Here is a 25893-nt window from a genome sequence, read left to right as displayed (position 1 = left end):
CCACTTGATTGAGCCGTAACCGATTACGTAACCGATTACGCGCCAAAGTAGAGCTTGGGCTCGGCAGGTGTCAATATCAAGCGGGGCACGGCTGCAGCGTTGAGCCGCGCCCGCAGCCACTTGGCCGCAAAATCGCTGAAGGCGCGCACCCTTGGATTGCCCTTGAGGTCCGGGTGGTAGAGCACCCATAGCTCCGAGGCGAGCGCGTTTATGCTTTCGCCGACGCGCGAGAGCCGACGCGACGCGCCGAGATAGTCGGGCAGCAACGCCTGTCCCCAGCCTGCCTCGGCGGCCGCGGCCGCGGCCGTCAGACTATTGACCCTGAGCTTGATCTCCTCGTCGATCACATTCGCCTTCAGCCATTGCGCGGCCGGCAACGCGGCCAGCGCCGCGCCGAAGCCGATCCAGTCGCCCTGAGCCGCCGCCGCGCTCGCATAGGCAGCATAGGAAAAACGCGCCACGCGCCGGCCGACCAGCGTTTCGGGCGGCGTCAGCGTCGGGCGTATGGCGACGTCTGCCTCGCGCCTCCCCAGATCGGCGAAGCTGTTGTTCACCTCCAGCGACAGCGCGATGCCGGGATGCGCGCTGTTGAAGGATTTGAGGCAGGAAGCGGCGATGTCGAGCAGCGTATCGGCCGTCGTCACATGCAGCGGACCGACCAGTCGGTCATGCTGCGCCGCCACCCGCCGCTCGACCTCGGCGAGGCGATCGCGCAACTCCTCCGCCGCGTCGAGCAAAGGCTCCGCCCGCCCCGTCGGCATAAGGGTATCGCCGGCGCGTTCGAACAGCGCGCCGCCGGTGCGCTGTTCCAGCGCCCTGAGTTGCCGGTAGATGGTGGCGACATGCGTGCCGAGCCTGGCCTGCGCGCCGCGCACCCCGCCCCCTGCCGCGATTGCCGCCACCAGCCGCACATCATCGTAGTCGATCATCTTCGCATCCATGCGAACGCAAGTGGCGAAATTGCTAAAAGCCATCGCTTAGATGCGAACATATATCGGACTCAGCACAGACACCAGCATTCTGGAGATTGGCATGAGCCGCCTACTGCACATCGAAGCCTCGCCGCGTGCCGACCGATCCTGGTCGAGCAAGGCCGCGAAAAAATTCCTCACGCAATTGAAGGAACAACGCCCCAAGGTCGAGGTCGATCTCTTCAACATCTGGACCGCGATCCTGCCGAGTTTCGACGGCGCGGCGATCGACGCCAAATACGCAAAACTCTCCGGCACGCCGTTGACCGACGCGCAAAGCCGGGCCTGGAAGCTGATCGGCCACTATGTCGCGCGGCTGGACGCCGCCGACGCGATCCTGATCTCGACTCCGATGTGGAATCTCGGCGTGCCCTACCGGCTGAAGCACCTGTTCGACCTGGTGACGCAGCCTGGCTTGAGCTTCTCCTTCACGCCCGGAGTTGGCCACTCGCCGCTGTTGCGCCCACGCCCGACGGCCGTGCTGATGGCCACGTCCGGTGATTTCACCGAAGGCCCTAGCTACGGTCGGCCCGACCTTGCCACGCCCTATCTGCGCACCGCGCTCGCCTTCATCGGCCTGAAGGATGCCGAGATCGTCCATGTCGCGCCGACCATCGGCCAGCCGGAGGCGGTGGAAGCCGGCGTCAGGCGGACCGAAGGCGAGGTGAGCAAGCTCGCCGCCAGCTTTGCGGAGCGCCTGGCATGAGCTCGTCACTCGCATGGTTGCTGCTGGTCATCTCCGGCGTCACCGACGTCGCCTGGGCGCTCGCCACCAAGAAATCGGCCGGCTTCACCGAGCCGCTCTGGGCCGTCGTCTCGCTGGTGCTGCTCGTCATCTTCATCGTGTTGCTGACCAAGGCGCTGACGGTCTTGCCGCTCGGCACAGCCTATGCCGTATGGACCGGCATCGGCGCCGTCGGCTCCTTGGCCGCCGGCATTGCACTGTTCGGCGAAAGCACCGACGCCGTGCGCCTCACCTTCGCGGCGGTGACCATTCTTGGCGTCGTTGGGCTGAAGGTGAGCTCGTGAAACGTCACCGCCAGCCCATGGCCGGCGCGACGTGCTTGAGGATCGACTCGATGACATGGGCGTTGTAGTCGACGCCGAGCTGGTTGGGCACGGTGAGCAGCAGCGTGTCGGCTTCGGCGATCGCCTGGTCTTCCTTGAGTTCCTCGACCAGCTTGTCCGGCTCGGCGGCGTAGCTGCGGCCGAAGACGGCGCGCTTCTCCGGCTCGATATAGCCGAAGTGGTCCTGGCCCTCGCTGCCGCCGAAATAGGCGCGGTCCATGTCGTTGACCAGGGCGAAGATGCTGCGGCTCACCGACACGCGCGGCTCCCTGGTGTGCCCGGCTTCCTTCCAGGCGGCACGGTAGGCGCGGATTTGCTCGGCCTGCTGGATGTGCAGCGGCTCACCGCTCTCGTCGAATTTGAGCGTCGAGCTCTGCAGATTCATGCCGAGCTTGGCCGCCCACACGGCCGTGGCGTTGGTTGCAGCGCCCCACCAGATGCGCTCGCGCAGGCCCGCCGAGAACGGCTCGACCCGGAGCAGTCCAGGCGGATTGGGAAACATCGGCCGCGGATTGGGCTGGGCAAAACCTTCGCCGCGCAACAGGTCGAGGAAGATCTCCGAGTGGCGGCGCGCCATATCGGCGTCGCTCTTGCCCTCTTCCGGCACGTAGCCGAAATAACGCCAGCCATCGATCACCTGCTCGGGCGAGCCGCGGCTGATGCCCAGCTGCAAGCGGCCGCCGGCGATGAGATCGGCCGCGCCCGCATCTTCCACCATGTAGAGCGGGTTCTCGTAGCGCATGTCGATGACGGCGGTGCCGAGCTCGATACGCCGGGTTTTCGCACCGGCCGCGGCCAGCAGCGGGAAGGGCGAGGCGAGCTGCCTGGCAAAATGGTGGACACGGTAATAGGCGCCGTCGGCGCCGAGCTCCTCGGCCGCGACCGCGAGGTCGATCGATTGCAGCAGCGCATCGGCGCCCGAACGCGTGCCCGATTGCGGCGAGGGCGACCAATGCCCGAACGACAGAAATCCGATCTTCTTCATATGATCCGCTCCAGCTCGCAGGGGTCGCGGGACCGCTCGAGTGCTTTTATGTTGCTCTCATGTAATGGCTGAAGCGTATAACGACTTTCCGCCTCAAAATTGCGTAACAGCAGATAGCCAGCGCAGCGTCGCAATTCAACGGAGGCCCAATGAACGATCTGTCACCCATCCTTTCCATCGTGACGGCCTCCTTCCTGGCGTCCTTCGTCGAAGTGGTCGAGGCTTTCACCATTGTGCTTGCCGTCGGCGTGACGCGCGGCTGGCGTCCGGCGCTGGGCGGCGCCGCCGTGGCGCTCGCTGTCCTGGCCGCGCTGGTGCTGGCGTTCGGGCCGCTGCTGGCGCTTGTCCCTATCACGGTTCTGCAATTCGTGGTCGGCGTGCTTTTGATCCTGTTCGGCATGCGTTGGCTGAGGAAGGCGATCCTGCGCAGCGTCGGGGTCATCGCGCTGCATGACGAAGAGCAGGCTTTTTCCAAGGAAACCGCCGCCTTGCAGCGCCAGGCCAACGACCGTCGCGCCGACTATCTGGCGGCCGTCGCGTCGTTCAAGGCGGTGCTGCTCGAAGGCGTCGAAGTGGTGTTCATCGTCATTGCCGTCGGATCCGCGCACGCCCAGACGCTTTATGCCAGTCTCGGCGCGCTTGCTGCCTTCGTGCTGGTGATTCTGGTCGGGTTCGCCGTGCACCGGCCATTGGCGCGTGTGCCCGAAAATGCGCTCAAATTCGTCGTCGGGCTGATGTTGACCAGCTTCGGCGTCTTCTGGACCGGCGAAGGGTTCGGCGCCGATTGGCCAGGAAAAGACCTCGCGCTGCTTGGCATCTTCGCCATCATCGCCGTAGCATCCTTCGCCATCGTGCGCTGGTTGCGCGGCGCCTACCCGGCAGCTGCCGAGGGAGTTGCCCGATGACCATGATCCGTCTCGTCCTCAAGGAACTGGTCGGCATGTTCGTCGACGACGGCAGCCTGGCGCTGCTGGCGCTGATCCTGATTGCCGTGGTCACCGCCGCGGTGAAGCTCTTGGCGCTGCCGCCGCTCATCGGCGGCGTGCTGCTCCTGGCCGGCTGCTTGGCGATTCTTCTGGAAAGCACGCGGCGCGCCGCGTCCGCCAAGCGCAAGGCCTGAGCTATTTTAAACGCGAAGCGGGAGGTCAGGCTCGAAGGAAGCGGTTTTCCTTGCGTGCCGCGTTTTTGACGAAAAGCTCGGCATGTTTGGCCCAATCGGCCAGTGCGACATTGTTGTCGCGAACAGATCGCTTAAAAGCTTCCCTCAGGGCGTCGAGTTCAAACAGCGGCATCTGTTTGAGCGCTTTGTCTTTAAGGATGCGAGCGTCCATTCTTCCCGTCGGCCAAGAGCTGAAGTTATACCCAGCTATATGCTGCGTCGGCAGGGACCAGCAAGGCGATGCCCCTGACTTCTTTTGGGTGCAAACCGCCGCCACAGCACTTCAGCCACGAAGTTGCGACGCGACAACCGCCGGCGCTTTTCCTGCCGCTAATAAACGGTGAAAAGCGTCGGCAATGCACCGCTGATGCGGAAATACTCCACCGCCTCGATGACCGGAAACAGCGCCAGGAAATAAAGCCCGTCGCGGAACGTGCTTTTCAGCGCTTTGGTCGAAAACATCCACTGATCCTCGTCGCGATAAAGCAGCGGGTTCGGCCAGAAGCGCGGAGTGCGTTCGGCATAGGCGGTATAAGCGGCGCCGAACTTGCCGGAGAGGAAGGCTGCCTCCTTGCGCGCCGTGAACCGGAAGACGAGATAGCTCGCCAGGCCGAGCATCGCGGCCGCCAGCACCGAACCGAACATCAGCCCGACGCCGACAGCACCAACGGTCGAAAAGAAATAGAGCGGGTTGCGGGTCATCGAGAAGGGGCCGGAGACGACCAGCTCGTCATTCTTCCTGCCGCCCACGAAGAGGATGCTCCATAGCCGGCCAAGAAAGCAGGCGAGCACCATCAGGAACCCGATCGTCTCCACGATTTCATGTCCATCCGACCCCTCGGCCAGCGCCGGCCTGCTGAACAGGAGCAGGATGATGGAAAGCACGGCCGCGGTCTGCACGACGATCAGGCGTTTATGCTGGTCGAACGCTTTCGGCGCCGATTTGAGGGACGTGTAAGCCATTCTTTCTCACCGCTCCGGCGCCGATGGGCGCCAGGCTCCTCTAGCCCTTTCGCCGCGCGATGACGAGACCCGGCGGGTGTTTTTAGACGATCTTACGAAATTGTAATGCCCCGGACAGGCTGCGGTGAAGTCGCCTGTCTAACCTGCCGATTGCCCGCCAGATGCAATTTGAGGCGGTTCGATTGAACGCCGAAACCCGGCCCTCAACGTCAGGATTATAGTCATGAACAGATTTGCTCTTGCTTTCGCCTTTGTAACTGCCGCGATCACCGCTCCACTCGCCTCGGCCCTTGCGGCCCCAGTGCCTTGCGAAACCGCGCTGAAGGATCTGCGCACCGCCGAAGCCAAGGCGACGCTCAACGAGGCCGACAAGAACAAGGTCTCAGAACTCGAGACGAAAGGCATCGAGCGCTGCAACGCCGACGACGACAAGCGTGCGGACGACTTCTTCGCCCAAGCCATGAAGATCGTCGGCAAATGATCAGCGCCTCCCACGCAACCGAGGTCGACATGTCCTCACCCGGCGACCACCGTGCATTCAACCGCGTTCCTGAAGTCACCGTCGCTTTCTGGCTGATCAAGGTCATGGCAGTCACAATGGGCGAGACGGCGGCCGACTATCTCGCCGTCAATCTCGGCCTTGGCCTCACCGCCACGTCGCTCATCATGACCGGTATCCTTGTTGTCGCGCTCGTGCTGCAGTTCGCTCAGAAGCGTTATGTGCCTTGGGCTTACTGGCTTGCAGTCGTCCTCATCAGCATCGTCGGCACTTTGGTTACCGACAACCTGGTGGACAATTTCGGCGTCCGGCTGGAGACGACGACAATCGCCTTCTCGATCGCGCTGGCGCTGACCTTCATCGCCTGGTACGCGAACGAAAAAACCTTGTCGATCCACACCATCTTCACCACCCGGCGCGAAATCTTCTACTGGCTGGCGATCCTGTTCACCTTCTCGCTCGGCACGGCCGCCGGCGATCTCGTCGCCGAACGCTTCGACATGGGCTACCTCCCCACCGGCCTTATCTTCGGCGGCGTGATCGGCATCATTGCCCTTGCCTATTATGCGTTTGGACTGAACGGCATCCTCGCCTTTTGGCTTGCCTATATCCTCACCCGGCCGCTTGGCGCTTCGTTCGGCGATCTGCTCTCGCAGCCGGTGGAGTATGGCGGATTGGGCTTCGGCACTACTTTCACCAGCCTGATTTTCCTCGGATGCATCGTGGCAATCGTGCTTTACATGACGCTGCGAGGCTTGTTCGACGAGGACGATGAGCTTGTAGTTCGCTAGAGCAATTCCAGGAAAAGTGTGAAACGGTTAAGTTCGGCGACTTCGCCGTAACCCTCCGTCCGGAATTGCGCCAAGACAAAGAGTTAGGGCGGCTCGCCGTTTCCGTGAACGGTGAGCGCTCCAGGAACGCAAGCCGGCCAAGAAAAAGCCGCAGCCGGTGCTACCATGCCGGCTGCAGTTCAAACAGCAAGGAGCGGGGACGACAAAGGGCGATGCGACTTCTGCTGGTTGAAGACGATCCGAGAACCGCCGACTATATCGTCAGAGGGCTGACCGAGGCCGGCCACGTCTGCGACCTGTTGCGCGACGGTCATGACGGTCTCTTCGCCGCGACCCGCAATGCCTATGACGTGATCGTGGCCGACCGCATGCTGCCGGGCCTCGACGGCCTGTCGATGATCAAGGCGGTGCGCGCCGCCGGCGTGCGCACGCCGGCGATCTTCCTGACCTCGATCGGCGGCGTCGACGATCGGGTCGAAGGCCTGGAGGCCGGCGGCGACGATTACCTGGTCAAGCCCTTCGCCTTTTCCGAGCTCCTGGCCCGCATCCATGCGCTTGGACGGCGGCCGGCGGCGCAGGAACAGAAGACGAGCCTGCGCGTCGCCGATCTCGAAATGGATCTCATCCAGCGCCGGGTGACCAGGCAGGGCCAGGCGATCGACCTGCAGCCGCGCGAGTTCAGCCTGCTCGAGGTGCTGATGCGCGGCGAGGGCCGCGTCATCACCCGCACCATGCTTCTGGAGCGCGTCTGGGATTTTCATTTCGATCCCAAGACCAGCGTGGTCGAGACGCATATCAGCCGGCTGCGCACCAAGGTCGACAAGCCCTTTGATATCCCGCTCATCCATACCGTGCGCAACACAGGCTACAGCCTGCATGCGCCGATCTGAGGCGGGCACGGCATGAACGGTGCACGTTCGAGCCTGCTGCGCAGCACCCCGTTCAGGCTGGCGCTGACCTTTGCTTTCCTGTTCCTGCTGGCCTTCATCCTGTCCGGCGCGATCGTCTATCAATTGATGAGCGCCGAACTGACCAAACGGCTCGATCAATCGATCAAGGAAACCCACTCGTTGATCGCGGCGACCTATGCCGAGAGCGACGAGGAGGATCTCGTCGCCACCGTCAGGGATCATGCCCAGTTCAGCCAGGACAGCGACCAGATCTTTTCCCTCACCGACCAAAGCGGCAACCGGCTGGCCGGCGATTTCACGGCCACGGGCCTGCCGGCCGGTTTTTCCATGTTTGCCGCGACCTTGCCCGGCGTGCCGCGTGGCACCGAGTATCGCGCCTATTCGGGCACCGTTGGCGGCAACAATTTGACGGTCGCCTTTTCGCTCTCGGAAACCGAAGCACTCGAGACCATCGCCTTGATGAGCTTCGGCTGGGCGACGCTCTTCATAACCGGCCTTGCTCTCGCCGGCGGCGCCGTGCTTGCCTCGCGGGTCCAGCGGCGCCTCGACGCCATCGCCGCCACCATGGTCGACGTCTCGCATGGCCGCCTCGACGCGCGCATTCCCTTGATCGGCAATGGCGACGACATCGATGCGGTCTCCGGCCAGGTCAACGCCGCGCTTGATCGCCTGTCGGCGCTGGTCGACGGCATGCGGGAGGTCAGCGCCAACATCGCCCATGATCTGAAGACGCCGCTCAACCGGCTGCAGATGATCCTGGAATCCGCTGCCGACAAGACGGCTTCGGGCAGCGATGTCGAGGCCGAGCTGGCGGACGCCCGCGCCGAAAGCCAGCAGATCAACGGGACTTTCGATGCCTTGCTGCGCATTGCCCAGATCGAGGCCGGCGCGCGCAAGGCGCGGTTTGTCGATGTCGATGTCGGCCATATCGTGGAGACCATCGGCGAGGTCTATGCCGATGTCGCCGAGGATGACGGGAAGTCGCTGTCCACGGGACTTGTTCCGGATACGAAATGGTACGTCCACGGCGATCGCGACCTGCTTATGCAGATGCTTGCCAACCTGGTCGAGAACGCGCTCCGGCACTGTCCGCCAGGCACCGCGATCGAGCTCCTGGTCACCGGGCAAACCGATCGCGTCGTCGTGAATGTCCGCGACAATGGTCCTGGCATTCCAGCTGAGGAACGCGAGAATGTTTTTCGCCGGCTTTACCGGCTGGATTCGAGCCGCACCACACCCGGCAGTGGCCTGGGCTTGAGCCTCGTCAGGGCGGTGGCCGACCTGCACGGCGCGACGATCATGCTGGAGGACCGCGGTCCCGGCCTCGATGTGGTCGTCAGCTTTCCGGCTGTGAAACCGCCGGCTGCCTGAAAAGCGCGCTCGTTGCGAAATGCTATCTGATGCCTGCCCGGCGAAAATCCGAAGGCGACATGCCGGCCAGCTTGCGGAACGATTTGTTGAACGCGCTGAGCGAACCAAAACCAGATTCCATGGCGACCGTCAGCACATTGGCGCCCTCATGCATCAGCAGCGCCTGGGCGTAGCTCAGCCGTAGCAGGCTGACATACTCGTTGAGCGTCATGCCGGTCGATTTCTTGAACAGGCTCATGGCGTATTTCGGGTGGATGTCGGCGGCCGCAGCGATGTTGACGCAGTCGATGTCGTAGAGAAAATTGCCGGCGATGAAGTCGCACATGCGCCCGACATTGCGCGAGGACTGCTGGTCCAGGGCATTGCCCGCGCCTTGCCCCGCCGTGGCGTCCGGGACCAGCCGGTAGGGATCGAAGCGGACCCGCTCCAGCCGCAGCAGCAGCTCGTTGACGGCATGCTCCGCCTTGGCCGCGTCGCCCGAGCGCCCATATTCGTTCCAGCGTTTGAAATTGTCGTTGTCGGACTGGTCGGTGGCATTGGTCACCAGCGTCGCGCCGGTCATCAGCCGGTGCCGGACATCGGCCGGCAGATGCAGCCGGAAGAAATGCACCAATGGCAGATGCGCGCCGGCATAGATCGCGTCGTCGGTGAGATCGTCCATCTGGTGCGGCAGCCCACCCCAGAACAGGCACATCTCGCCCGCCGACAGCGAAATCTCGTGCTCGGCCATGCGGTAATGCACGCGGCCCTGCACGATGAAATTGACCTCGACCTGGGCGTGCCAGTGCGGCTTCAGCATCACCAGCGGGTGGTTGTGAAACATCTGCATGGCGAACGGCAGACCTTCGACGCTGCTGGCGCCTGGCTGGTAGAACGGCCGCTGCGACACCTTACTTTCCGCCAACTTCTTATTCCCTTTGACGGGGACAAGCCTTCCGCGCCGCCTAGTCTAGGCACGCTCACAGTGAGAGAGCAAATGAAATGGGAGGATTTCAATGCGCACGACACTGACTTGCGCCGCGCTTCTGCTTGCCCTGGGCTCCGGCCCGGCCCTGGCGCAGTCCGGCGAAATCACGATCTGGAGTTGGAACATCGCCGCCTCGTCGCTCAAGGCGACCGTCGCGGGCTTCAACAAGCAATACCCCGACATCAAGGTCACGGTCCAGGACCTCGGCAACCAGCCGACCTATGACAAATCGATTGCCGGCTGCGCCGCCGGCGGCGTCGGCCTGCCCGACATCGTCACCATCGAAAATGGCGAAGCCGAGAACTACTGGAGCCAGTTCCCCGACTGCTTCGTCGACCTGCACACGCTGGGCTACGGCGCCGAGGACCAGAAGAAATATCCCGACTTCAAGCGCACCGAGCTCGAGGTCGGCGACAAAGCCTATGCGATGCCGTGGGATTCCGGCCCGGTCGCCGTCTTCTACCGCCGCGATTTCTACGCGAAGGCCAGCGTCGATCCCGCTTCGATCAAGACCTGGGACGATTTCATCGCCGCCGGCAAGAAGATCCAGGCCGCCAATCCGGGCGTGTCGATGACCAACGCCGATTTCAACGGCGACACCGAATTCTTCCGCATGATCTCCAACGAGCAGGGCTGCGCCTATTTCGCCGAGGACGGCCAGTCGATCACCGTGGCCGAGCCGAAATGCGTCGATGCCCTGACCAAGGTCAAAGAGATGAAGGACGCCGGTATCATTTCATCGGCCGACTGGTCGACCAAGATCACCAACAACACCGCTGGCACTGTCGCCAGCCAGGTCTATGGCGGCTGGTACGAAGGCACCATCCGCACCGAATCGCCGAAGGAGAGCGGCAAGTGGGGCGTCTATCTGATGCCGAGCCTTACCGCGGACGGCCCGCGCGCCGCCAATCTCGGCGGCTCCTCCTTGGCCATCACCTCGGCCTCGAAGAACAAGGAAGCCGCCTACGCCTATCTGAAATACACGCTGGGTACGAATGAAGGCCAGATCACCATGCTGAAGGATTTCGGCCTGGTGCCGTCGCTGATCTCGGCGCTCGACGATCCTTACGTTTCGCAAGGCCAGCCCTATTGGGGCGACCAGGCGATCTGGAAAGACATTCTGGCAACCTTGCCGAAGGTCGTGCCGAGCCGCGGCACGCAGTTCCAGAGCGACGCCGAGATCATCCTGCGCGCCGTGCAGACCAAATATCTGGCCAGCGGCTACCCCGACGCCAAGGCCGCGCTCGACGACGCCGCCAAGCAGATCGCCGCCGCGACCGGCCTGCCGGTGAAGTAGGCGCCAAGACGGATGAGGGGTGTTCCAGCGGAGTGAGACGCTGGTGTTCCCTGGAACACCCCTCATCCGGCCGCTTCGCGGCCACCTTCTCTCACAAGGGGAGAAGGAAAGACAGACGAAAGGAGGAGGAGGAAGATGCGCACCCGAAACGCCACCGCGTATCGCTTCCTCACGCCTTATCTTTTGATCTTCGCCATCTTCTGGATCTGGCCGATCATCTCTTCGTTCATGATCTCCTTCCAGGCGACGCGCACCGTGCCGTGGCGCTTTGCGCCTGCCTTCAACTGGGGCCGCCTGATCGGCGATCCGGCCTTCTACAACGCGCTCGAAAACACGCTGCTCATCCTCGTCATCCAGGTGCCGGTGATGATTGCGCTGGCGATCATGATGGCCGTCCTGCTCAATTCGCCGATGCTTAAAGCGCGCGGCCTTTACCGCTTTGCCTTCTTCGCTCCGGTCGTGGTCGGCGAAGTCGCTTATTCGGCTGTCTTCCGGCTGATGTTCAGCCTCGATTTCGGCATCGTCAACAAGCTGCTCGCAAGCGTCGGCCTGGCCAAGATCGACTGGTTCTCCAACGTCACGCCGGCGATGGCCGTCATCATGATCGCGGTGACCTGGCGCTGGGCCGGCTACAACGCCATCATCCTGCTCGCCGGCCTGCAATCCATTCCCGACGACGTCTATGAAGCAGCGACGCTCGACCGCGTCAGCAAGCTCAAGCAATTCTTCCACATCACCCTGCCGCTGTTGAAGCCGGTTATCGTCTTTTGCGCCGTGCTGTCGATCATCGGCACCATGCAGCTGTTCACCGAACCGTTCCTGATCACCGAGCGCGGCGGCCCCGGCGGCGGCACCGAGACACTCGGCCTGCTGCTCTACCGGCAGGGTTTCCGCTCGCTCAATTTCGGCTATGCCTCGGCGATCGCCTACACCATGGCGGGGCTGGCCATCGCCATCACCCTGGTGCAGCTCTGGCTGACGAGGGAGCCGAAATGAGCTCGCTCTCGCGCAGCCGGCTCGGCCGCGGCATCCTGCTGCACCTCTTCCTGACGCCGCTGGCGCTGATCTGGCTGTTCCCGCTGTGGATGATGGTGGTGTTTTCCACCATGCCCGACAACGGCATCTTCAGCCCCGGCATCGAGCTGTTGCCGCATGACGGCTTCCTCGACAATTTCAACAACCTGCAGCGCGACACCAATTTCGTCGGCGCCATCGGTATCTCGGTCTGTGTGGCGGTGACCTACACCGTGCTGTCGGTGCTGCTCACCTCGATGGCTGGCTGGGCGCTGGCGCGCTACGAATTCCACGGCAAGGGCATCGTGGTGGCGATCATCCTCGGCACCATTACGCTGCCTTATGCGGTGGTGCTGATCCCGCAATTCATCATGGTGGCGCGCGACTTCCAGCTCGCCAACACCTGGATCGCGCTGATCGTGCCGCCGCTGTTCAATTCGCTGGGCGTGCTTTTCATGCGCCAGGCATTTTCGATGATGCCGGCCGAGCTGTTCGATGCCGCGCGTGTCGAAGGCGTCAAGGAATGGCGTATCTTCCTGTTCGTCGCGCTGCCTTTGGCGCGGTCGATGCTGGCCGCGCTTGCCATCATCCTGTTCCTCGCCTCGTGGAACAATTATCTGTGGCCGCTGCTGATCAACAGCCAGCCCGGCGCGATGACCGCGCCGGTGGCGCTCGGCACGCTGATCGGCCTGACCAAGGTCTCCTGGGGCGGCATCATGGCCGGCGCGGTCATGCTGACCTTGCCGATGCTCGTCGTCTTCGTGCTGCTGCAGCGCCATTTCATCGCCGGCATCGCCGCCGGCGCGGTCAAGTAGGAAGAGCGAGATGCTTCACCAACGGGGAATAGAATGACTCAACCTAACCTCATCTCGCTCTAGCATGGCGGCCGTCACCCTCACCAATGTCGTCAAGCGCTTCGGCGTCCTCGAAGTCGTCCACGGCGCCAACATCGACATCGCCGATGGCGAGTTCGTCGTCTTCGTCGGCCCGTCCGGCTGCGGCAAGTCCACCTTGCTCCGAATGGTCGCCGGGCTGGAGGACATCAGCGGCGGCGAGATCGCCATCGGCGGCAAGCTGGTCAACGACGTCGAGCCGGCCGATCGCGGCATCGCCATGGTGTTCCAATCCTATGCGCTCTATCCGCACATGACGGTCGAGCAGAACCTGTCCTTCGGGCTCCGCATGAACGGCAACCCGAAGGCCGACACCGAGCGGCGGGTTAGCCGAGCCGCCGAGATCCTGCGCATCGACGAGCTGATGCAGCGGCGGCCGAAACAACTGTCCGGCGGCCAGCGCCAGCGCGTCGCCATCGGCCGCGCCATCGTGCGCGAGCCGCAGGTGTTTCTGTTCGACGAGCCGCTGTCCAACCTCGACGCCGAGCTGAGGGTACAGATGCGGGTCGAGATCTCGCGCCTGCACAAGGAGCTCGGCACCACCATGATCTATGTGACGCACGACCAGACCGAGGCGATGACGCTGGCCGACCGCATCGTCGTGCTGAAAGCCGGCAATGTCGAGCAGATCGGCGCGCCGCTCGATCTCTATGACGACCCCGTCAATCGTTTTGTAGCCGGCTTCATCGGCTCGCCGAAGATGAATTTCCTCGGCGCGAAAGTCGTCGAGACATCCAACAGCGCCGCGACCATCGAGCTCGTCAATCACGGTGGCGCCAGGCTGCGCAAACCGCTTTGCGAATCTTTGCCGACTGTCGGAGCCGAGGTCGTGCTCGGCGTTCGGCCGGAGCATTTCTGCGAGAAAGGCGAGGGCGACTGCGACATCGCGATCAAGGCCGACGTAGCCGAGCATCTTGGTTCGGTAAGCTACGTCTATGCCAATGCCGGGCCCGAGGAGCTGATCATCGAGCGCGAGGCGTCGCGCCAGCGCGCCAGCGGCGATCACTTCACCGTCTCGATCAAAGCGGAACGTTGCCTGCTGTTCGACAAGGCGGGCGCGCGCATCCGCTGATTTTCTTGTCCGCCCGATCCCAAGGCGTGGCGGCGACCCATGGAGTATTCAAAGATGACGTCCAAACAAAAAATCCGCTGGGGCATTCTCGGGCCTGGCAGCATCGCCAAATCCTTTGCCGGCGGCGTCGCGCGGTCACGCACCGGCACGCTCGAGGCGCTCGGCGCCCGCAACCCCGGCAAACCGGGACTTGCCGAGACCTTTCCGGGGGCGCGCATCCTCGACGGCTATGAGGCGCTGCTTGCCGACAGCCAGGTCGATGCCGTCTATATCGCGATCCCGCATCCTGGCCATGCCGAGTGGGCGATCAAGGCGGCGGAAGCCGGCAAGCATGTGCTGTGCGAAAAGCCGTTGGCGCTGACCGCTTTCGAGGCCGATGCCATGATGCATGCGGCGCGCAAGGCCGGCACCTTTCTCGGCGAAGCCTTCATGTACCGGCTGCATCCGCAGACGCTGCGACTGGTCGAATTGATCAAGTCGGGCGTGATCGGCGACATCTGCATGGTCAAATCGAGCTTCGGCTTCGCCATGCCGGGCTTCATGCCGGAGCACCGGCTCTACGCCAACGACCTTGCCGGCGGCGGCATTCTCGATGTCGGCGGCTATCCGGTATCGATGGTCCGGCTGATCGCGGGCGCCGCGGCGGGACAGCCGTTCCTCGAGCCGGACAAGGTGGTTGGCGCCGGCCATCTCGGCCAGTCCGGTGTCGATGAATGGGCCTCGGCGCTGCTCCATTTCCCCGGCGGCATCGTCGCCGAGGTCTCCTGCAGCATCTCGCTCAATCAGGACAATGTGCTGCGGATTCTCGGCACCAAGGGCAGCATCGAGGTGCCGGATTTCTGGTTCGCCGGCGGCGACCGCGATGTCGGCCTGGGCCGCATCGACGTCATCCGCGGCGGCGGCACGCGCGAGACGATCAGCGTCAACGAGACCCGCCACGTCTATTCCTTCGAGGTCGACGCCGCCGGCGAGGCGATCCTTGCCGGCAGGCAGGAATTCGCCTGGCCCGGCATGAGCTGGGCCGACAGCCTCGGCACTTTGCGTGTTCTCGACAAATGGCGCGCCGCTGCGGGGCTGGAATATGACATCGAGAAGCCGGCTAAGCGCGTCAACACCCTCTCCGGTCGGCCCTTGCGCATCGGCGGCAGCGCGATTGGCAAGCGCGACATTCCGGGCTTGCCGCGCGCAGCCTCGCGGCTGGCGCTCGGCTTCGAGGATTTCCGCACTTTTTCCTCGGGCTCGATCCTGCTCGACGCCTTTTTCGAGGCCGGCGGCAATTTGTTCGATACCGGCTATGTCTATGGCGGCGGCTATACCGAGACGCTGCTTGGGCAGTGGCTCACCAATCGCGGCGTGCGCGAGCAGTCTGTCATCATCGCCAAGGGCGCGCACTCGCCGCTCTGCTATCCCGATATGATCGGCAAGCAGCTGGCGCAATCGCTCGACCGGCTGCAGACCGATCATGTCGACATCTACTTCATGCATCGCGACAATCCGGACGTGCCGGTCGGCGAGTTCGTCGATGCCATGGACCGGGAGGCCAAGGCCGGCCGCATCCGTGGCCTGTTCGGCGGCTCCAATTGGACGATGGAGCGCATGGATGCGGCGATTGCTTATGCGCAGAAGAACGGCAAGCAAAAGCCCGGCGCGCTCTCCAACAATTTCTCGCTGGCCGAGATGCTGGAGCCGATCTGGGCCGGCTGCATCACTTCTTCGACCGACGACTGGAAAGCCTGGCTGACGAAGCGGCAAATGCCGAACTTCGCCTGGTCGAGCCAGGGCCGCGGCTTCTTCACCGACCGCGCCGGCCGCGACAAACAGGACAATGAGGAGCTGGTGCGGGTCTGGTATTCGGAGAAGAATTTCGGCCGCCGCGATCGCGCGATCGAACTGGCGAGCCGTCTCGGCAAAAGCCCGATCCATGTCGCGCTGGCCTATGTGCTGGCGCAGCCCTTCCCGTCCGTCCCGCTGATCGGCCCGCGCACGCTGGACGAGCTGGAGGACAGTCTAAAGGCGCTGGATATCGCGCTCTCGCCGGAGGATGTCGCGTGGCTGGATGAGGGGCCGGAAAGGCGGCGGGCTTAGCGCTGCTTGGGCGTAAAAAAGGAAACGTCGCGTTCCTTCGCCCCCCTCTCTGCCCTGCCGGGCATCTCCCCCTCAAGGGGGGAGATCAGATGTCACGCCGGCTTTCGCCAATCACCGGCGTTGCAGGAGAAGCGCAGGCGCCGAAACTGCCAATCTCCCCCCTTGAGGGGGAGATGTCCGGCAGGACAGAGAGGGGGGCCTCGCGCCGGCGTCTCAAATTATGGCACTCACCGATCCACCCGCGTCGACAAAATAATCGACGACGACGTCCGCTCGACCCCGTCCATCGCGCCAATCTTGTCGAGCAACGCATCGAGATCCCGGATCGACGGGGCGTCGACGATGACGATCATGTCGAAATTGCCGCTCACCGAATGCACGGTGCGCACCGGCGGCATCGCCTCCAGGCTGCGCACCACCTTGTCGGCGAGTTTCGGCGTGACGGTGAGCAGCACATGCGCCTTGACCAGCCCGTGCTCATAGTCGGGCGAGAGCCGCACGCCGTAGCCGGCGATGATGCCGCGCTGCTCCAGCCGCTCGATCCGGCTCTGCACCGTGGTGCGCGACACGCCGAGCTGGCGCGCCAATTCGGCGGTCGAGGCACGGGCGTTGGAACGTAGCAGCGTCAGCAGGGCTTGTTCGGCTTCACTGATCATTTCGACGAAACTCTTCGGCTAATCGTCCAGATTACGGCTTCACTTCGTACAGTTCCACGCTTCCTTTCGACAGGCAAGCTGCGATGATTCCTGCCAACTCATGAGCAATTCCAGGAAAAGTGTGAAGCGGTTTTCCGTCCCGAATTGCGTAAAAGCTTGAATCAACAGGGGTATTGACCATGAAGAACATTGTTGTCGTCGGCGCCGGCAAGATCGGCTCGACCATCGCCGAGATGCTGAGCGTCACGGGCGACTACCACGTCACGCTCGTCGACCGCTCGGCGGCCCAGCTTGCCGCTGCCGAATTGCCGGCCGGCGTTGCTATGCAGGAACTCGACATCGCCGCCGCCGGCGAGCTCGAGAAGGTGCTTGCCGGCAAGTTCGCCGTGCTGAGCGCCGCCCCCTTCCATCTCACCACGCGCATCGCCGAAGCCGCGGCCGCCACCGGCGTGCACTATCTCGACCTCACCGAGGACGTCGTCTCGACCCGACGCGTCAAGGAACTGGCCAAGTCGGGCAACAGCGCCTTCATCCCGCAATGCGGCCTGGCGCCGGGCTTCATCTCGATCGTCGCCAATGATCTCGCCAGCCGCTTCGACACGCTGGAAAGCGTGCGCATGCGCGTCGGCGCGCTGCCGCAATATCCGTCCAACGCACTGAACTACAATCTGACTTGGAGCACCGACGGCGTCATCAACGAATATTGCGAGCCCTGCGAGGCGATCGTCGAGGGCGAGCTGATCGAAGTGCCGCCGCTGGAGGAGCGCGAGGAATTCTCGCTCGACGGCGTCACTTACGAAGCCTTCAACACCTCGGGTGGGTTGGGCACCTTGGCCGAGACGCTGAAGGGCAAGGTGCGAACGCTGAACTACCGCACCATCCGCTATCCCGGCCATGCCGCGATCATGAAGGCGCTGCTCAACGATCTCGGCCTGCGCCACCGCCGCGACGTGCTGAAGGACATTTTCGAAAGCGCCCTGCCGGCGACGCTGCAGGACGTGGTCATCGTCTTCGTCACCGTGTCGGGCCGCCGCAACGGCCGGCTGCTGCAGGAGACCTACGCCAACAAGATCTATTCGCAGCGCGTCGGCGGCGTGGTGCGCAGCGCCATCCAGATCACCACCGCGTCCGGCATCTGCGCCGTGCTCGACATGCTGGCCGATGGCTCGCTGCCGGCGAAAGGCTTTGTCCGCCAGGAAGACATCGCGCTCGACACCTTCCTCGCCAACCGCTTCGGCCGCGCCTATGCCCAGCACGAAATGGTGAGCCGGCTGGCGAGCTGAGCTGCGCCTTCTCCTTCTCCCCTTGTGGGAGAAGGTGGATCGGCGCGCCAGCGCCGAGACGGATGAGGGGTGTTCCAGGGAAAGCCGACGTCTCACTTCGCTGGAGCACCCCTCATCCGTCGCCTTCGGCGACACCTTCCCCCACAAGGGGGGAAGGGGGAGCTAAATATGCAGCGCGTGACCCAGCGCCTTGAGCGCTGCTTCCTGGAACGCTTCGCCCTGGGTCGGATGTGCATGGATGGTGCCGGCGATATCCTCCAGCCGCGCGCCCATCTCCAAAGCCAGGCCGAACGCCGCCGCCAATTCCGACACGCCCTGGCCGACCGCCTGGATGCCGAGCACCAGATGATTGTCCGCGCGCGCCACGACCCGCACGAAGCCGTCCTCGCCTTGCCTGGTCATCGCGCGGCCATTGGCGGCGAACGGGAACTGGCCGATCTTGATCTCGCCGCCCAGCGCCTTCGCCTCTTCGGGCGTGAGACCCGCGGTGACCAGTTCCGGATCGGTGAAGCAGATGGCGGGAATAGCGCGCTTGTCCCAGCTGCGTTTATGCCCGGCGACGATCTCGGCCACCATTTCGCCTTGCGCCATCGCGCGGTGCGCCAGCATCGGCTCGCCGGTGACGTCGCCGATGGCATGGATGCCGCGCATCGAGGTGCGGCACTGGTCGTCGATGCGGATGAATTTTCCGACCCTGCCGAGATCGATCTGCTCGAGGCCCCAGCCTTCGGTGAGCGGCTTGCGGCCGACCGTGACCAGGATCCTGTCGGCGGCGATCTTGGCGTTCTTGCCGTCCGCCGTTTCGACCAGCAGCGCATCGCCCTTGGTCGACAATCCCTTGGCTTTCGCCTGGGTCATCACCTCGACGCCGAGCTCACCGAGCCGCTTCAGCACCGGCCGGGTCAGATCGGCGTCATACTGCGCCAGCACACGCGGCAAGGCTTCGACGATCGTGACCTTGGCGCCCATCTTGGCGAAGGCCATGCCGAGCTCCAGCCCGATATAGCCGCCACCGACGACGGCAAGCGTCTTCGGCACCTCGCTCAGCGCCAGCGCCTCGGTCGATGAGATCACCGGGCCGCCAAACGGCAGGAACGGCAATTCCACCGGGGCCGAGCCGGTGGCGATCACCACGATCTCGGCGCGGATGATTTGCGTGCCGGTCTCGGTCTCGACCGCGACCGTCTTGCCGTCGCGGAACGTCGCCCAGCCCAGCACGGTCTTGACCTTGGCTTTCTTCAACAGCCCGGCGACACCACCGGTCAGCCGGCTAACGATACCGTCCTTCCAGGCGATCGTCCGCGCCAGATCGAGCGTCGGCGCCCCGACCTTGATGCCGAGCGGATCCTTGTCGCTGGCCATATGCGCGACCTTGTCGAACTCCTCGGCCGCATGGATCAGCGCCTTGGACGGGATGCAGCCGATCGTGAGGCAGGTGCCGCCCGGCTTCGCAACCTCGACGATCACCGTGTCGATGCCGAGCTGACCGGCCCGGATGGCGCAGACATAACCGCCGGGACCCGCGCCGATGACGAGCAGCTTGCAGGAGATTTCTTTCATCTTGGCACGCTCTTTCTGGCGAAGGCCCCCTCATCCGGCCGCTTCGCGGCCACCTTCTCCCCGCGGGGGAGAAGAGACTGGCGCCGGCGTCGACGACCTCCTCTCCCCTCGGGGAGAGGTCGGATTGCCCCGAATTGCCCTTCGCAATTCGGCTGGCAATCCGGGTGAGGGGGAGCCTTCAGCAACAACCTCATCCCCCTCAATCCACGAAAATCAGCGCCGGCGTTTCCAGCAGCGCCTTGATCCGCTGGACGAACACCGCCGCGTCCCAGCCGTCGATGACGCGATGGTCGAAGCTCGACGACAGGTTCATCATCTTGCGCGGGACGAACTGCGTACCGTCCCAGGCGGGCCGCACCATCATCTTGTTGACGCCGACGATCGCGACTTCCGGGTAGTTGATCACCGGCGTGGTCGCCACGCCGCCCATGGCGCCGAGCGAGGTGATGGTGATGGTCGAGCCGGACAGCTCCTCGCGCGTCGCCGTGCCCGACTTCGCCGCTTCGGCCAGCCGATTGACCTCGGCGGCACTTTCCCAGATGTCGCGCGCCTCGGCATGCTTGACCACCGGCACCACCAGTCCATTCGGCGTCTGCGCGGCGATGCCGATATGGATGCCTTCATGCTGATGGATGATACCGGCCTCGTCGTCGAACAACGCGTTGAGGTTGGGCTGGTCGGCGATCGCCTTGACCATCGCCCGCATCAGGAACGGCAGCAGCGTCAGCTTCGGTCTCTCCGCGCCGCTCTTGCCGGCGCGCTTTTCCTTGTTGAGCGCGGCGCGCAATTCCTCGAGCGCGGTGACGTCGATCTCCTCGACATAGGTGATGTGCGGGATGCGCGACTTGGCGATCGTCATCTTCTCGGCGATCTTGCGCCGCAACCCGACAATTTTGATGTCTTCGACCCCGTCCTTGGGCGCAAGGCCCGCCGCACGCGCCACTTGCGGGCCGCGCGCCAGGAAGGCGTCGATGTCCTCATGGCCGATGCGCCCCGCCGGACCGCTGCCCGCAATCTGGCGCAGATCGACGCCGGCCTCCTTTGCGCGCAGGCGAACGGCCGGCGACGCCAGCGGTTTTTCACCCTCCGGGCGCGGCGCACCGGAAGGGCCGGATGTCGCGCTGGTGGATTTCGCCCCGCCTGACGCAGCGCCGCTTATCTTGGAGCCGTCATCCTCGGGCTTGTCCCGAGGATCTACCGTGCGACGAGAATTGGACGCCACCGGTCCTGAGGCGTCGGCGGATCCTCGGGACAAGCCCGAGGATGACGACTGTGCGGGCTTTGAAGTTGATGGCGGCGCAGAGTCGGGAGAAGACGGTGCGAGGCCGGAAGACGATGGCGCGCTACCTGAGGGCGTCGCGGCTGTCCCATCCTGCACATTGCCTTCGCCGGCTACTTTCAACCGCACGATCGGCGAACCGATCGCCACCGTGTCGCCGATCTCGGCGCCCAGCCACAGAATCTCGCCATCGACGGGCGACGGGATCTCGACGGTCGCCTTGTCGGTCATGACGGCGGCCAGCACCGCATCTTCGCGCACCAGGTCGCCGACCTTGACGTGCCATTCAACGAGCTCGGCCTCGGCGACGCCTTCGCCGACATCGGGCAGCTTGATGACGTGCTCGCCCATGTCAGGCCTCCATCGTTTCAATCAAGGCCCGCCCAACCCGCGCGGGGCCGGGGAAATAATCCCACTCCTGCGCGTGCGGATAGGGCGTGTCCCAGCCGGCGACGCGGGCCACCGGCGCCTCCAGATGGTAGAAGCAGTTTTCCTGCACCAGCGAGACCAGCTCGGCGCCGAAGCCGGAGGTGAGCGTCGCCTCATGCACGACGACGCAGCGCCCGGTCTTCTTCACCGATGCGACGATGGCGTCGAGGTCGAGCGGCAGCAGCGTTCGAAGGTCGATGATCTCGGCGTCGATGCCGGTCTCCGCCGCGGCGGCCTCCGCGACATAGACCATCGTGCCATAGGCAAGCACGGTGACCGCGGAACCTTGCCTGCGGATCGCTGCCTTGCCGAGCGGAATCGAATAGTGGCCGTCGGCGACTTCGCCGAGCTCATGCTTTGACCATGGCGTTATCGGCCGGTCATGATGGCCGTCGAACGGACCATTGTAGAGCCGCTTCGGCTCAAGGAAGATCACCGGATCCGGATCCTCGATCGCCGCGATCAGCAAGCCTTTCGCGTCATGCGGATTGGATGGCACCACGGTCTTCAGGCCCGACACATGCGTGAACAGCGCCTCGGGGCTCTGGCTGTGCGTCTGGCCGCCGAAGATGCCGCCACCGGTCGGCATGCGCACCACGATCGGGCAGGTGAAGTCGCCATTCGAGCGGTAGCGCAGCCGCGCCGCTTCCTGCGTCAACTGGTCGTAGGCCGGATACATGTAGTCGGCAAACTGTATCTCGACGCAGGGCTTCAGCCCGTAAGCCGCCATGCCGATGGCCGAGCCGACAATGCCGGATTCGTTGATCGGCGCGTCGAAGCAGCGGCTGCGGCCGTACTTGGCCTGCAGCCCTTGCGTGGCGCGGAAGACGCCGCCGAAAAAGCCGACATCCTCCCCAAAGACGATGACACGCTCGTCGCGTCCCATCGAGACATCCATGGCGTCGCGGATCGCCTCGATCATGGTCTTTCTGGCCATGGTCAGACCCCCGCCTGCTGGCGCTGACGTCTGAGATGCGGCGGCATCTCTTCGTAGAGGCCTTCGAACATCTCGCGCGTCGACGGCTTGCCGCCGGCATGCAGCGTGCCGTGGCTTTCGGCTTCCTTCTGCGCCGCGATCACCGTTTCCAGGATTTCCGCTTCCGCCTGGGTGTGGCGCTCTTCCGACCAGACGCCCTTCAGGATGAGGTGGTTCTTCAGCCGGATCACCGGATCGCCGAGCGGCCAGGCATCCGATTCCGCCTTCGGCCGGTAAGCCGACGGATCGTCCGAGCTCGAATGGGCGCCGGCGCGGTAGGTGACATATTCGACCAGCGTCGGTCCGAGATTGGCCCGCGCGCGCTCGGCCGCCCATCTGGCGACCGCATGGACTGCCAGGTAATCATTGCCGTCGACGCGCAGCGCCGGGATGCCGAAGCCGAGCCCGCGCGCGGCAAACGTGCCGGAGCCGCCACGCGCGATGCCCTGGAATGTCGAGATTGCCCACTGGTTGTTGACGACGTTGAGGATGACCGGCGCCTTGTAGGTCGAGGCAAACACCAGGGCCGAATGGAAATCGGACTCCGCCGTCGAGCCGTCGCCGATCCAGGCCGCCGCGATGCGCGAATCGTTGGAGATCGCCGAGGCCATCGCCCAGCCGACCGCCTGGATATACTGCGTCGCCAGATTGCCGGAGATCGAGAAGAAGCCGTGCTCCTTCGACGAGTACATGATCGGCAGTTGCCGGCCTTTCAGCGGGTCGGCCTCGTTGGAATAGATCTGGTTCATCATCGTGACCATCGGATAGCCGTCGGCAATCAGCAGGCCCGCCTGTCGATAGGTCGGGAAATTCATGTCGCCCGGGTTGAGCGCCTTGCGGAAGGCGCAGCTCACCGCCTCTTCGCCCAGATGCTGCATATAGAAGGACGTCTTGCCCTGGCGCTGCGCCATCTGCATGCGCGCATCGAAGGTGCGAAGCGTCATCATGTGGCGCAGGCCTTCGAGCAGCTCTTCGTCCGAGAGCAGTCCCGCCCACGGCCCGACCGCCTCGCCGGCGCGGTTCAGCACACGGATGATCGAAAACGCCATGTCGCGGATGGTGCGCGGATCGACATCGATCTCGGGACGCGGCACCGAGCCGGCCTTGGGGATGGGCACATTCGAAAAGTCGGGTGTGCCGCCGGGCCGAACCTCGGGCTCCGGCACATGGAAGCGCAACATTCCAGCATCGGCCATGACCTTCATCCTCCAATGTTGCCGGTGCGATCTTTGCACATCCGCGCCGCCAATTCATCGGGCCAGATGATGAGCCGTCCCCTCGGTCATTCGCCCTCTCGAGGCGAAAGCGGCGCGCGCCGACAAGATGCAGATATGACAACGAAATTTCTTGTCGATGTTTTGGAGCGGAGCGCAATTTGGCGGAAGTTTGCGGGGCAATTGCCGCCAGATAAGGCCAATTGCGGGCATTGTGGGAGAAGGGAAGAACCCTCCGCCGTCCCGCTTCGCCGTTCACTCCGTCCTCTCGCCATGCTAACTCACCCCGCATGGCACAAAAGAAAGGATACGAGGTCGATTCGTGGCTCGCGCGGCCGGACCCTTCCATGGCCATCGTGCTGCTCTACGGCCCCGATCGTGGACTCGTCGCCGAGCGGGCGAAAGCTTTTGCCACGAAAACCGGCCTGCCGCTCGACGATCCCTTCTCGGTGGTCAAGCTCGACGGCGCGGAGGTCGACCGCGACCAGGGCCGCCTGCTCGACGAGGCGCGCACCGTGCCGATGTTTTCCGACCGGCGGTTGCTTTGGGTGCGCAACGCCAGCGGCCAAAAGGCGCTGGCCGACGACATCAAGGCACTGACCGCGGAGCCCGCGCGCGATGCGATCATCCTCATCGAAGCCGGCGATTTGAAGAAAGGCACGGGTCTCAGGGCCATTGTCGAGGCTGCCGCCAACTCCATTGCCTTGCCCTGCTACGCCGACGAGGCGCGCGACCTCGATACGGTGATCGACGACGAATTGCGCAAGGCCGGCATGTCGATGACATTGGACGCCCGCCAGGCGCTGCGCCGCAACCTCGGCGGCGACCGGCTGGCCTCGCGCGGCGAGATCGAAAAGCTGGTGCTCTATGCGCATGGCCGCAAGGAGATCGGCATCGACGACATCAACGCCATGTCGGGCGACGTCTCCGGTGCCTCCTTCGACGATGCGGTCGACGCGGTGCTCGACGGCAAGGTCGGCGACTTCGACATCGCGTTCAGCCGCCATTGCCAGTCCGGCGGCCACCCCTTCGTGATCCTGTCCTCGGCGATGCGTCAGTTGCAGGCGATCCAGGTGATGCGCGGCCAGATGGACTCCGGCGGCCGCAACGCCGCCTCGGTCGTCGCCGGCGCCCGCCCGCCGGTCTTCTTCACCCGCCGCAAGCTGGTGGAAAAGACCCTTGAGCGCTGGAATGTCGACGCGCTCGGCCGCGCGCTCGGCCGGCTGCAGACGGCAGTGCTGCAGACGCGCAAACGGCCGGATTTGTCGGAAGCGCTGGCAAGACAGGCGCTGCTCGGCATCGCGATCGAGAGCGCCAGGCTGGGACAGCGGTAACGGGTGAAATCGCCAATCGCCACCGGATATGGATTTCAACCTGGAATTGTGGTTTGATGCTCGGCGACACTGTTTTTGAGCGACGACCCCGGGGAGAAATGATCAAGAAGGTTGTTATCGGTTTCGGTTTCAGCGTGTTGTTGACGATCGCCTTTTGGCAGGTCACGGCGCGTCTGCCGCTTGGCCATGATCTGGACAACATCGCCTTCCTAGCCAGCCCGATCCTGGCGATTGTTATTTCGGTATTGCTCGTTCGCTCGAGGCTGATGAACAACAGCCAAGCAGGCGGATAGGCGAGCGATGCTTTCGTCCGGAAGCCTTCCTGGTCAATTCATCATCATTCCGTCGGCCGGCTGGAAGGTCGGCAGCGCCTGTGGAACGACCAGCACCGCCGCGCCATAAGCCAGCAGAGCGATGCCCGACAGCTTGGCTATGCGGTCTCCCGACGGGAGGGTCTTTTCCGCAAAGATCAGCAAGGTGACCACGGCCATTGCGGCGACATTCATGATCCCGAGCGGAAAAAGGGCGAGAAACAGCAGCCAGCAGCAGCCAAGGCAAAAGCCTCCATGCTCGAGACCCATGCGCGCCGCGCCCCAGCGGCCGTCGCGCCATGAGGTCAGGATGAAACCGATCGGCGTGCGGCATTTAGCCAGGCAAAGATCCTTCAACGGAGAGAGCTGGTAGGCGCCCGCAACGATCAGCAGCGCGCCGCCGATGCGCGCGGCGGTCGCGGTGGACATTCCCATCTGCCCGCCAAGCATCTCCGCGCCTGCCGCGCCGGCAAAGGCGAGAACGCCGATCGCGCTCCAGACCAGCATGTAGCCGGCCACGAACACCCAGGTGGCGACGAAGGTCTCGCCGCGCCCCTGCTTGGCCGCTTGAACCTGGTGAAACGTCAGGATCATGGGCGCGGCCGTTGGAAACATCATGGCAATCATCATGACGATCCAGACGGCAAGAAACAGCGGCGCCGTCATGCCCATAGTGGGAGAGTACATTTCCATACCCATGCCCGCGTCGATGTCGGTGTGCTGCCGGATAAGCACGGCCCACGACGCAGCGGCGCCGGCAATCAGCAGCGCGAGAATGATGTTCCGCTGCAATGTCAGCGTCATA

Annotated in this window: 27 protein-coding genes; 16 read left to right on the top strand and 11 right to left on the bottom strand. The window is 64.0% G+C overall.

Going from position 1 to position 25893, the window contains the following annotated elements; translation table 11 throughout:
• Nucleotides 1-35: 35 nt before the first annotated feature.
• On the bottom strand, nt 36-929 hold the full coding sequence (locus tag AB6802_RS17665; protein ID WP_371011439.1) for a LysR family transcriptional regulator: 894 nt from the start codon (nt 927-929) through the stop codon (nt 36-38).
• A 103-nt stretch (nt 930-1032) separates the two neighbouring features.
• On the opposite strand from AB6802_RS17665, the gene AB6802_RS17660 reads away from it, so the two are divergent.
• Complete coding sequence (locus AB6802_RS17660; RefSeq protein ID WP_371011438.1) at nt 1033-1677, top strand: FMN-dependent NADH-azoreductase; 645 nt, start codon at nt 1033-1035, stop codon at nt 1675-1677.
• A complete protein-coding gene (locus tag AB6802_RS17655) occupies nt 1674-2000 on the top strand; it encodes a multidrug efflux SMR transporter (protein WP_371011436.1) in 327 nt (108 codons plus the stop codon). The genes AB6802_RS17660 and AB6802_RS17655 overlap by 4 nt, the downstream gene beginning before the upstream one ends.
• Nucleotides 2001-2004: 4 nt before the next feature.
• Here the strand turns inward: AB6802_RS17655 and AB6802_RS17650 are convergent, their stop codons facing one another.
• Nucleotides 2005-3024 carry an LLM class flavin-dependent oxidoreductase gene (locus tag AB6802_RS17650; protein ID WP_371011434.1) on the bottom strand — a complete coding sequence of 340 codons (1020 nt, stop codon included), beginning with the start codon at nt 3022-3024 and terminating at the stop codon, nt 2005-2007.
• Between the two features lie 149 nt (nt 3025-3173).
• Here AB6802_RS17650 and AB6802_RS17645 point away from each other — a divergent pair, with 149 nt between their 5' ends.
• Both AB6802_RS17645 and AB6802_RS17640 read left to right on the top strand, forming a co-directional pair.
• Nucleotides 3174-3929, top strand: coding sequence for a COG4280 domain-containing protein (locus AB6802_RS17645; protein WP_371011433.1), 756 nt, complete (start codon nt 3174-3176; stop codon nt 3927-3929).
• Nucleotides 3926-4144, top strand: a complete 219-nt coding sequence (locus tag AB6802_RS17640) for a hypothetical protein (protein ID WP_371011431.1) — start codon at nt 3926-3928, stop codon at nt 4142-4144. Before AB6802_RS17645 ends, AB6802_RS17640 begins: the two co-directional genes overlap by 4 nt.
• 25 nt (nt 4145-4169) lie before the next feature.
• On the opposite strand, the gene AB6802_RS17635 is transcribed toward AB6802_RS17640, so the two are convergent.
• Both AB6802_RS17635 and AB6802_RS17630 read right to left on the bottom strand, forming a co-directional pair.
• Nucleotides 4170-4355, bottom strand: coding sequence for a hypothetical protein (locus AB6802_RS17635; protein ID WP_371011430.1), 186 nt, complete (start codon nt 4353-4355; stop codon nt 4170-4172).
• Between the two features lie 158 nt (nt 4356-4513).
• Nucleotides 4514-5146: an isoprenylcysteine carboxylmethyltransferase family protein gene (locus AB6802_RS17630; RefSeq protein WP_371011429.1), complete on the bottom strand. Its 633-nt coding sequence runs from the start codon at nt 5144-5146 to the stop codon at nt 4514-4516.
• Nucleotides 5147-5369: 223 nt separating this feature from the next.
• Here AB6802_RS17630 and AB6802_RS17625 point away from each other — a divergent pair, with 223 nt between their 5' ends.
• The 4 genes from AB6802_RS17625 to AB6802_RS17610 all read left to right on the top strand — a co-directional run bounded on the left by AB6802_RS17625 (nt 5370) and on the right by AB6802_RS17610 (nt 8718).
• Nucleotides 5370-5627: a hypothetical protein gene (locus AB6802_RS17625; protein WP_371011428.1), complete on the top strand. Its 258-nt coding sequence runs from the start codon at nt 5370-5372 to the stop codon at nt 5625-5627.
• A gap of 29 nt (nt 5628-5656) precedes the next feature.
• A complete protein-coding gene (locus AB6802_RS17620) occupies nt 5657-6436 on the top strand; it encodes a hypothetical protein (protein ID WP_371011663.1) in 780 nt (259 codons plus the stop codon).
• A 212-nt stretch (nt 6437-6648) separates the two neighbouring features.
• Nucleotides 6649-7326 carry a winged helix-turn-helix domain-containing protein gene (locus tag AB6802_RS17615; protein WP_371011427.1) on the top strand — a complete coding sequence of 226 codons (678 nt, stop codon included), beginning with the start codon at nt 6649-6651 and terminating at the stop codon, nt 7324-7326.
• A gap of 12 nt (nt 7327-7338) precedes the next feature.
• Entirely contained in the window at nt 7339-8718 is a 1380-nt protein-coding gene (locus AB6802_RS17610; protein WP_371011426.1) for a sensor histidine kinase, read from the top strand.
• A 22-nt stretch (nt 8719-8740) separates the two neighbouring features.
• Here AB6802_RS17610 and AB6802_RS17605 read toward each other — a convergent pair whose 3' ends face one another.
• Nucleotides 8741-9607, bottom strand: coding sequence for a helix-turn-helix domain-containing protein (locus AB6802_RS17605; protein WP_371011662.1), 867 nt, complete (start codon nt 9605-9607; stop codon nt 8741-8743).
• 106 nt (nt 9608-9713) lie between these two features.
• Here AB6802_RS17605 and AB6802_RS17600 point away from each other — a divergent pair, with 106 nt between their 5' ends.
• From AB6802_RS17600 to AB6802_RS17580, 5 genes are all read left to right on the top strand, one after another.
• The gene (locus tag AB6802_RS17600; protein ID WP_371011425.1) at nt 9714-10982 is read left to right on the top strand and encodes an ABC transporter substrate-binding protein; all 1269 of its coding nucleotides are present in this window, start codon (nt 9714-9716) and stop codon (nt 10980-10982) included.
• Between the two features lie 135 nt (nt 10983-11117).
• Nucleotides 11118-11978 (top strand): carbohydrate ABC transporter permease, encoded by an 861-nt coding sequence (locus AB6802_RS17595; RefSeq protein ID WP_371011424.1) that lies wholly within the window; start codon nt 11118-11120, stop codon nt 11976-11978.
• Nucleotides 11975-12811, top strand: coding sequence for a carbohydrate ABC transporter permease (locus AB6802_RS17590; protein ID WP_371011423.1), 837 nt, complete (start codon nt 11975-11977; stop codon nt 12809-12811). The genes AB6802_RS17595 and AB6802_RS17590 overlap by 4 nt, the downstream gene beginning before the upstream one ends.
• Before the next feature lie 64 nt (nt 12812-12875).
• On the top strand, nt 12876-13961 hold the full coding sequence (locus tag AB6802_RS17585) for an ABC transporter ATP-binding protein (RefSeq protein WP_371011422.1): 1086 nt from the start codon (nt 12876-12878) through the stop codon (nt 13959-13961).
• A 54-nt stretch (nt 13962-14015) separates the two neighbouring features.
• A complete protein-coding gene (locus AB6802_RS17580) occupies nt 14016-16046 on the top strand; it encodes an aldo/keto reductase (RefSeq protein WP_371011421.1) in 2031 nt (676 codons plus the stop codon).
• A gap of 227 nt (nt 16047-16273) precedes the next feature.
• Here the strand turns inward: AB6802_RS17580 and AB6802_RS17575 are convergent, their stop codons facing one another.
• Nucleotides 16274-16702 carry an Lrp/AsnC family transcriptional regulator gene (locus AB6802_RS17575; RefSeq protein WP_371011420.1) on the bottom strand — a complete coding sequence of 143 codons (429 nt, stop codon included), beginning with the start codon at nt 16700-16702 and terminating at the stop codon, nt 16274-16276.
• Nucleotides 16703-16881: 179 nt separating this feature from the next.
• Between AB6802_RS17575 and AB6802_RS17570 the strand changes: the two genes are divergently transcribed.
• Entirely contained in the window at nt 16882-17985 is a 1104-nt protein-coding gene (locus AB6802_RS17570) for a saccharopine dehydrogenase C-terminal domain-containing protein (protein WP_371011419.1), read from the top strand.
• Nucleotides 17986-18147: 162 nt separating this feature from the next.
• On the opposite strand, the gene lpdA is transcribed toward AB6802_RS17570, so the two are convergent.
• The 4 genes from lpdA to AB6802_RS17550 form a co-directional block, all read right to left on the bottom strand.
• Nucleotides 18148-19545 (bottom strand): dihydrolipoyl dehydrogenase, encoded by a 1398-nt coding sequence (gene lpdA, locus AB6802_RS17565; protein WP_371011418.1) that lies wholly within the window; start codon nt 19543-19545, stop codon nt 18148-18150.
• Nucleotides 19546-19744: 199 nt separating this feature from the next.
• Nucleotides 19745-21175: a dihydrolipoamide acetyltransferase family protein gene (locus AB6802_RS17560; RefSeq protein WP_371011417.1), complete on the bottom strand. Its 1431-nt coding sequence runs from the start codon at nt 21173-21175 to the stop codon at nt 19745-19747.
• 1 nt (nt 21176) lies between these two features.
• A complete protein-coding gene (locus AB6802_RS17555; RefSeq protein WP_371011416.1) occupies nt 21177-22190 on the bottom strand; it encodes an alpha-ketoacid dehydrogenase subunit beta in 1014 nt (337 codons plus the stop codon).
• Nucleotides 22191-22192: 2 nt separating this feature from the next.
• Complete coding sequence (locus AB6802_RS17550; RefSeq protein WP_371011415.1) at nt 22193-23425, bottom strand: 3-methyl-2-oxobutanoate dehydrogenase (2-methylpropanoyl-transferring) subunit alpha; 1233 nt, start codon at nt 23423-23425, stop codon at nt 22193-22195.
• A gap of 308 nt (nt 23426-23733) precedes the next feature.
• Between AB6802_RS17550 and holA the strand changes: the two genes are divergently transcribed.
• Nucleotides 23734-24777, top strand: coding sequence for a DNA polymerase III subunit delta (gene holA / locus AB6802_RS17545; protein WP_371011414.1), 1044 nt, complete (start codon nt 23734-23736; stop codon nt 24775-24777).
• Between the two features lie 98 nt (nt 24778-24875).
• A complete protein-coding gene (locus AB6802_RS17540; RefSeq protein WP_371011413.1) occupies nt 24876-25070 on the top strand; it encodes a hypothetical protein in 195 nt (64 codons plus the stop codon).
• A 33-nt stretch (nt 25071-25103) separates the two neighbouring features.
• Here AB6802_RS17540 and AB6802_RS17535 read toward each other — a convergent pair whose 3' ends face one another.
• Nucleotides 25104-25892 (bottom strand): DUF2182 domain-containing protein, encoded by a 789-nt coding sequence (locus tag AB6802_RS17535; protein ID WP_371011412.1) that lies wholly within the window; start codon nt 25890-25892, stop codon nt 25104-25106.
• Between the last annotated feature and the right edge of the window lies 1 nt (nt 25893).

The organism is Mesorhizobium sp. RCC_202 (assembly GCF_041355295.1).
Classification (GTDB): Bacteria; Pseudomonadota; Alphaproteobacteria; order Rhizobiales; family Rhizobiaceae; genus Mesorhizobium.
The sequence above is the reverse complement of the archived record's forward strand: the minus strand, read 5'-3'. Positions and strand labels throughout refer to the sequence as shown.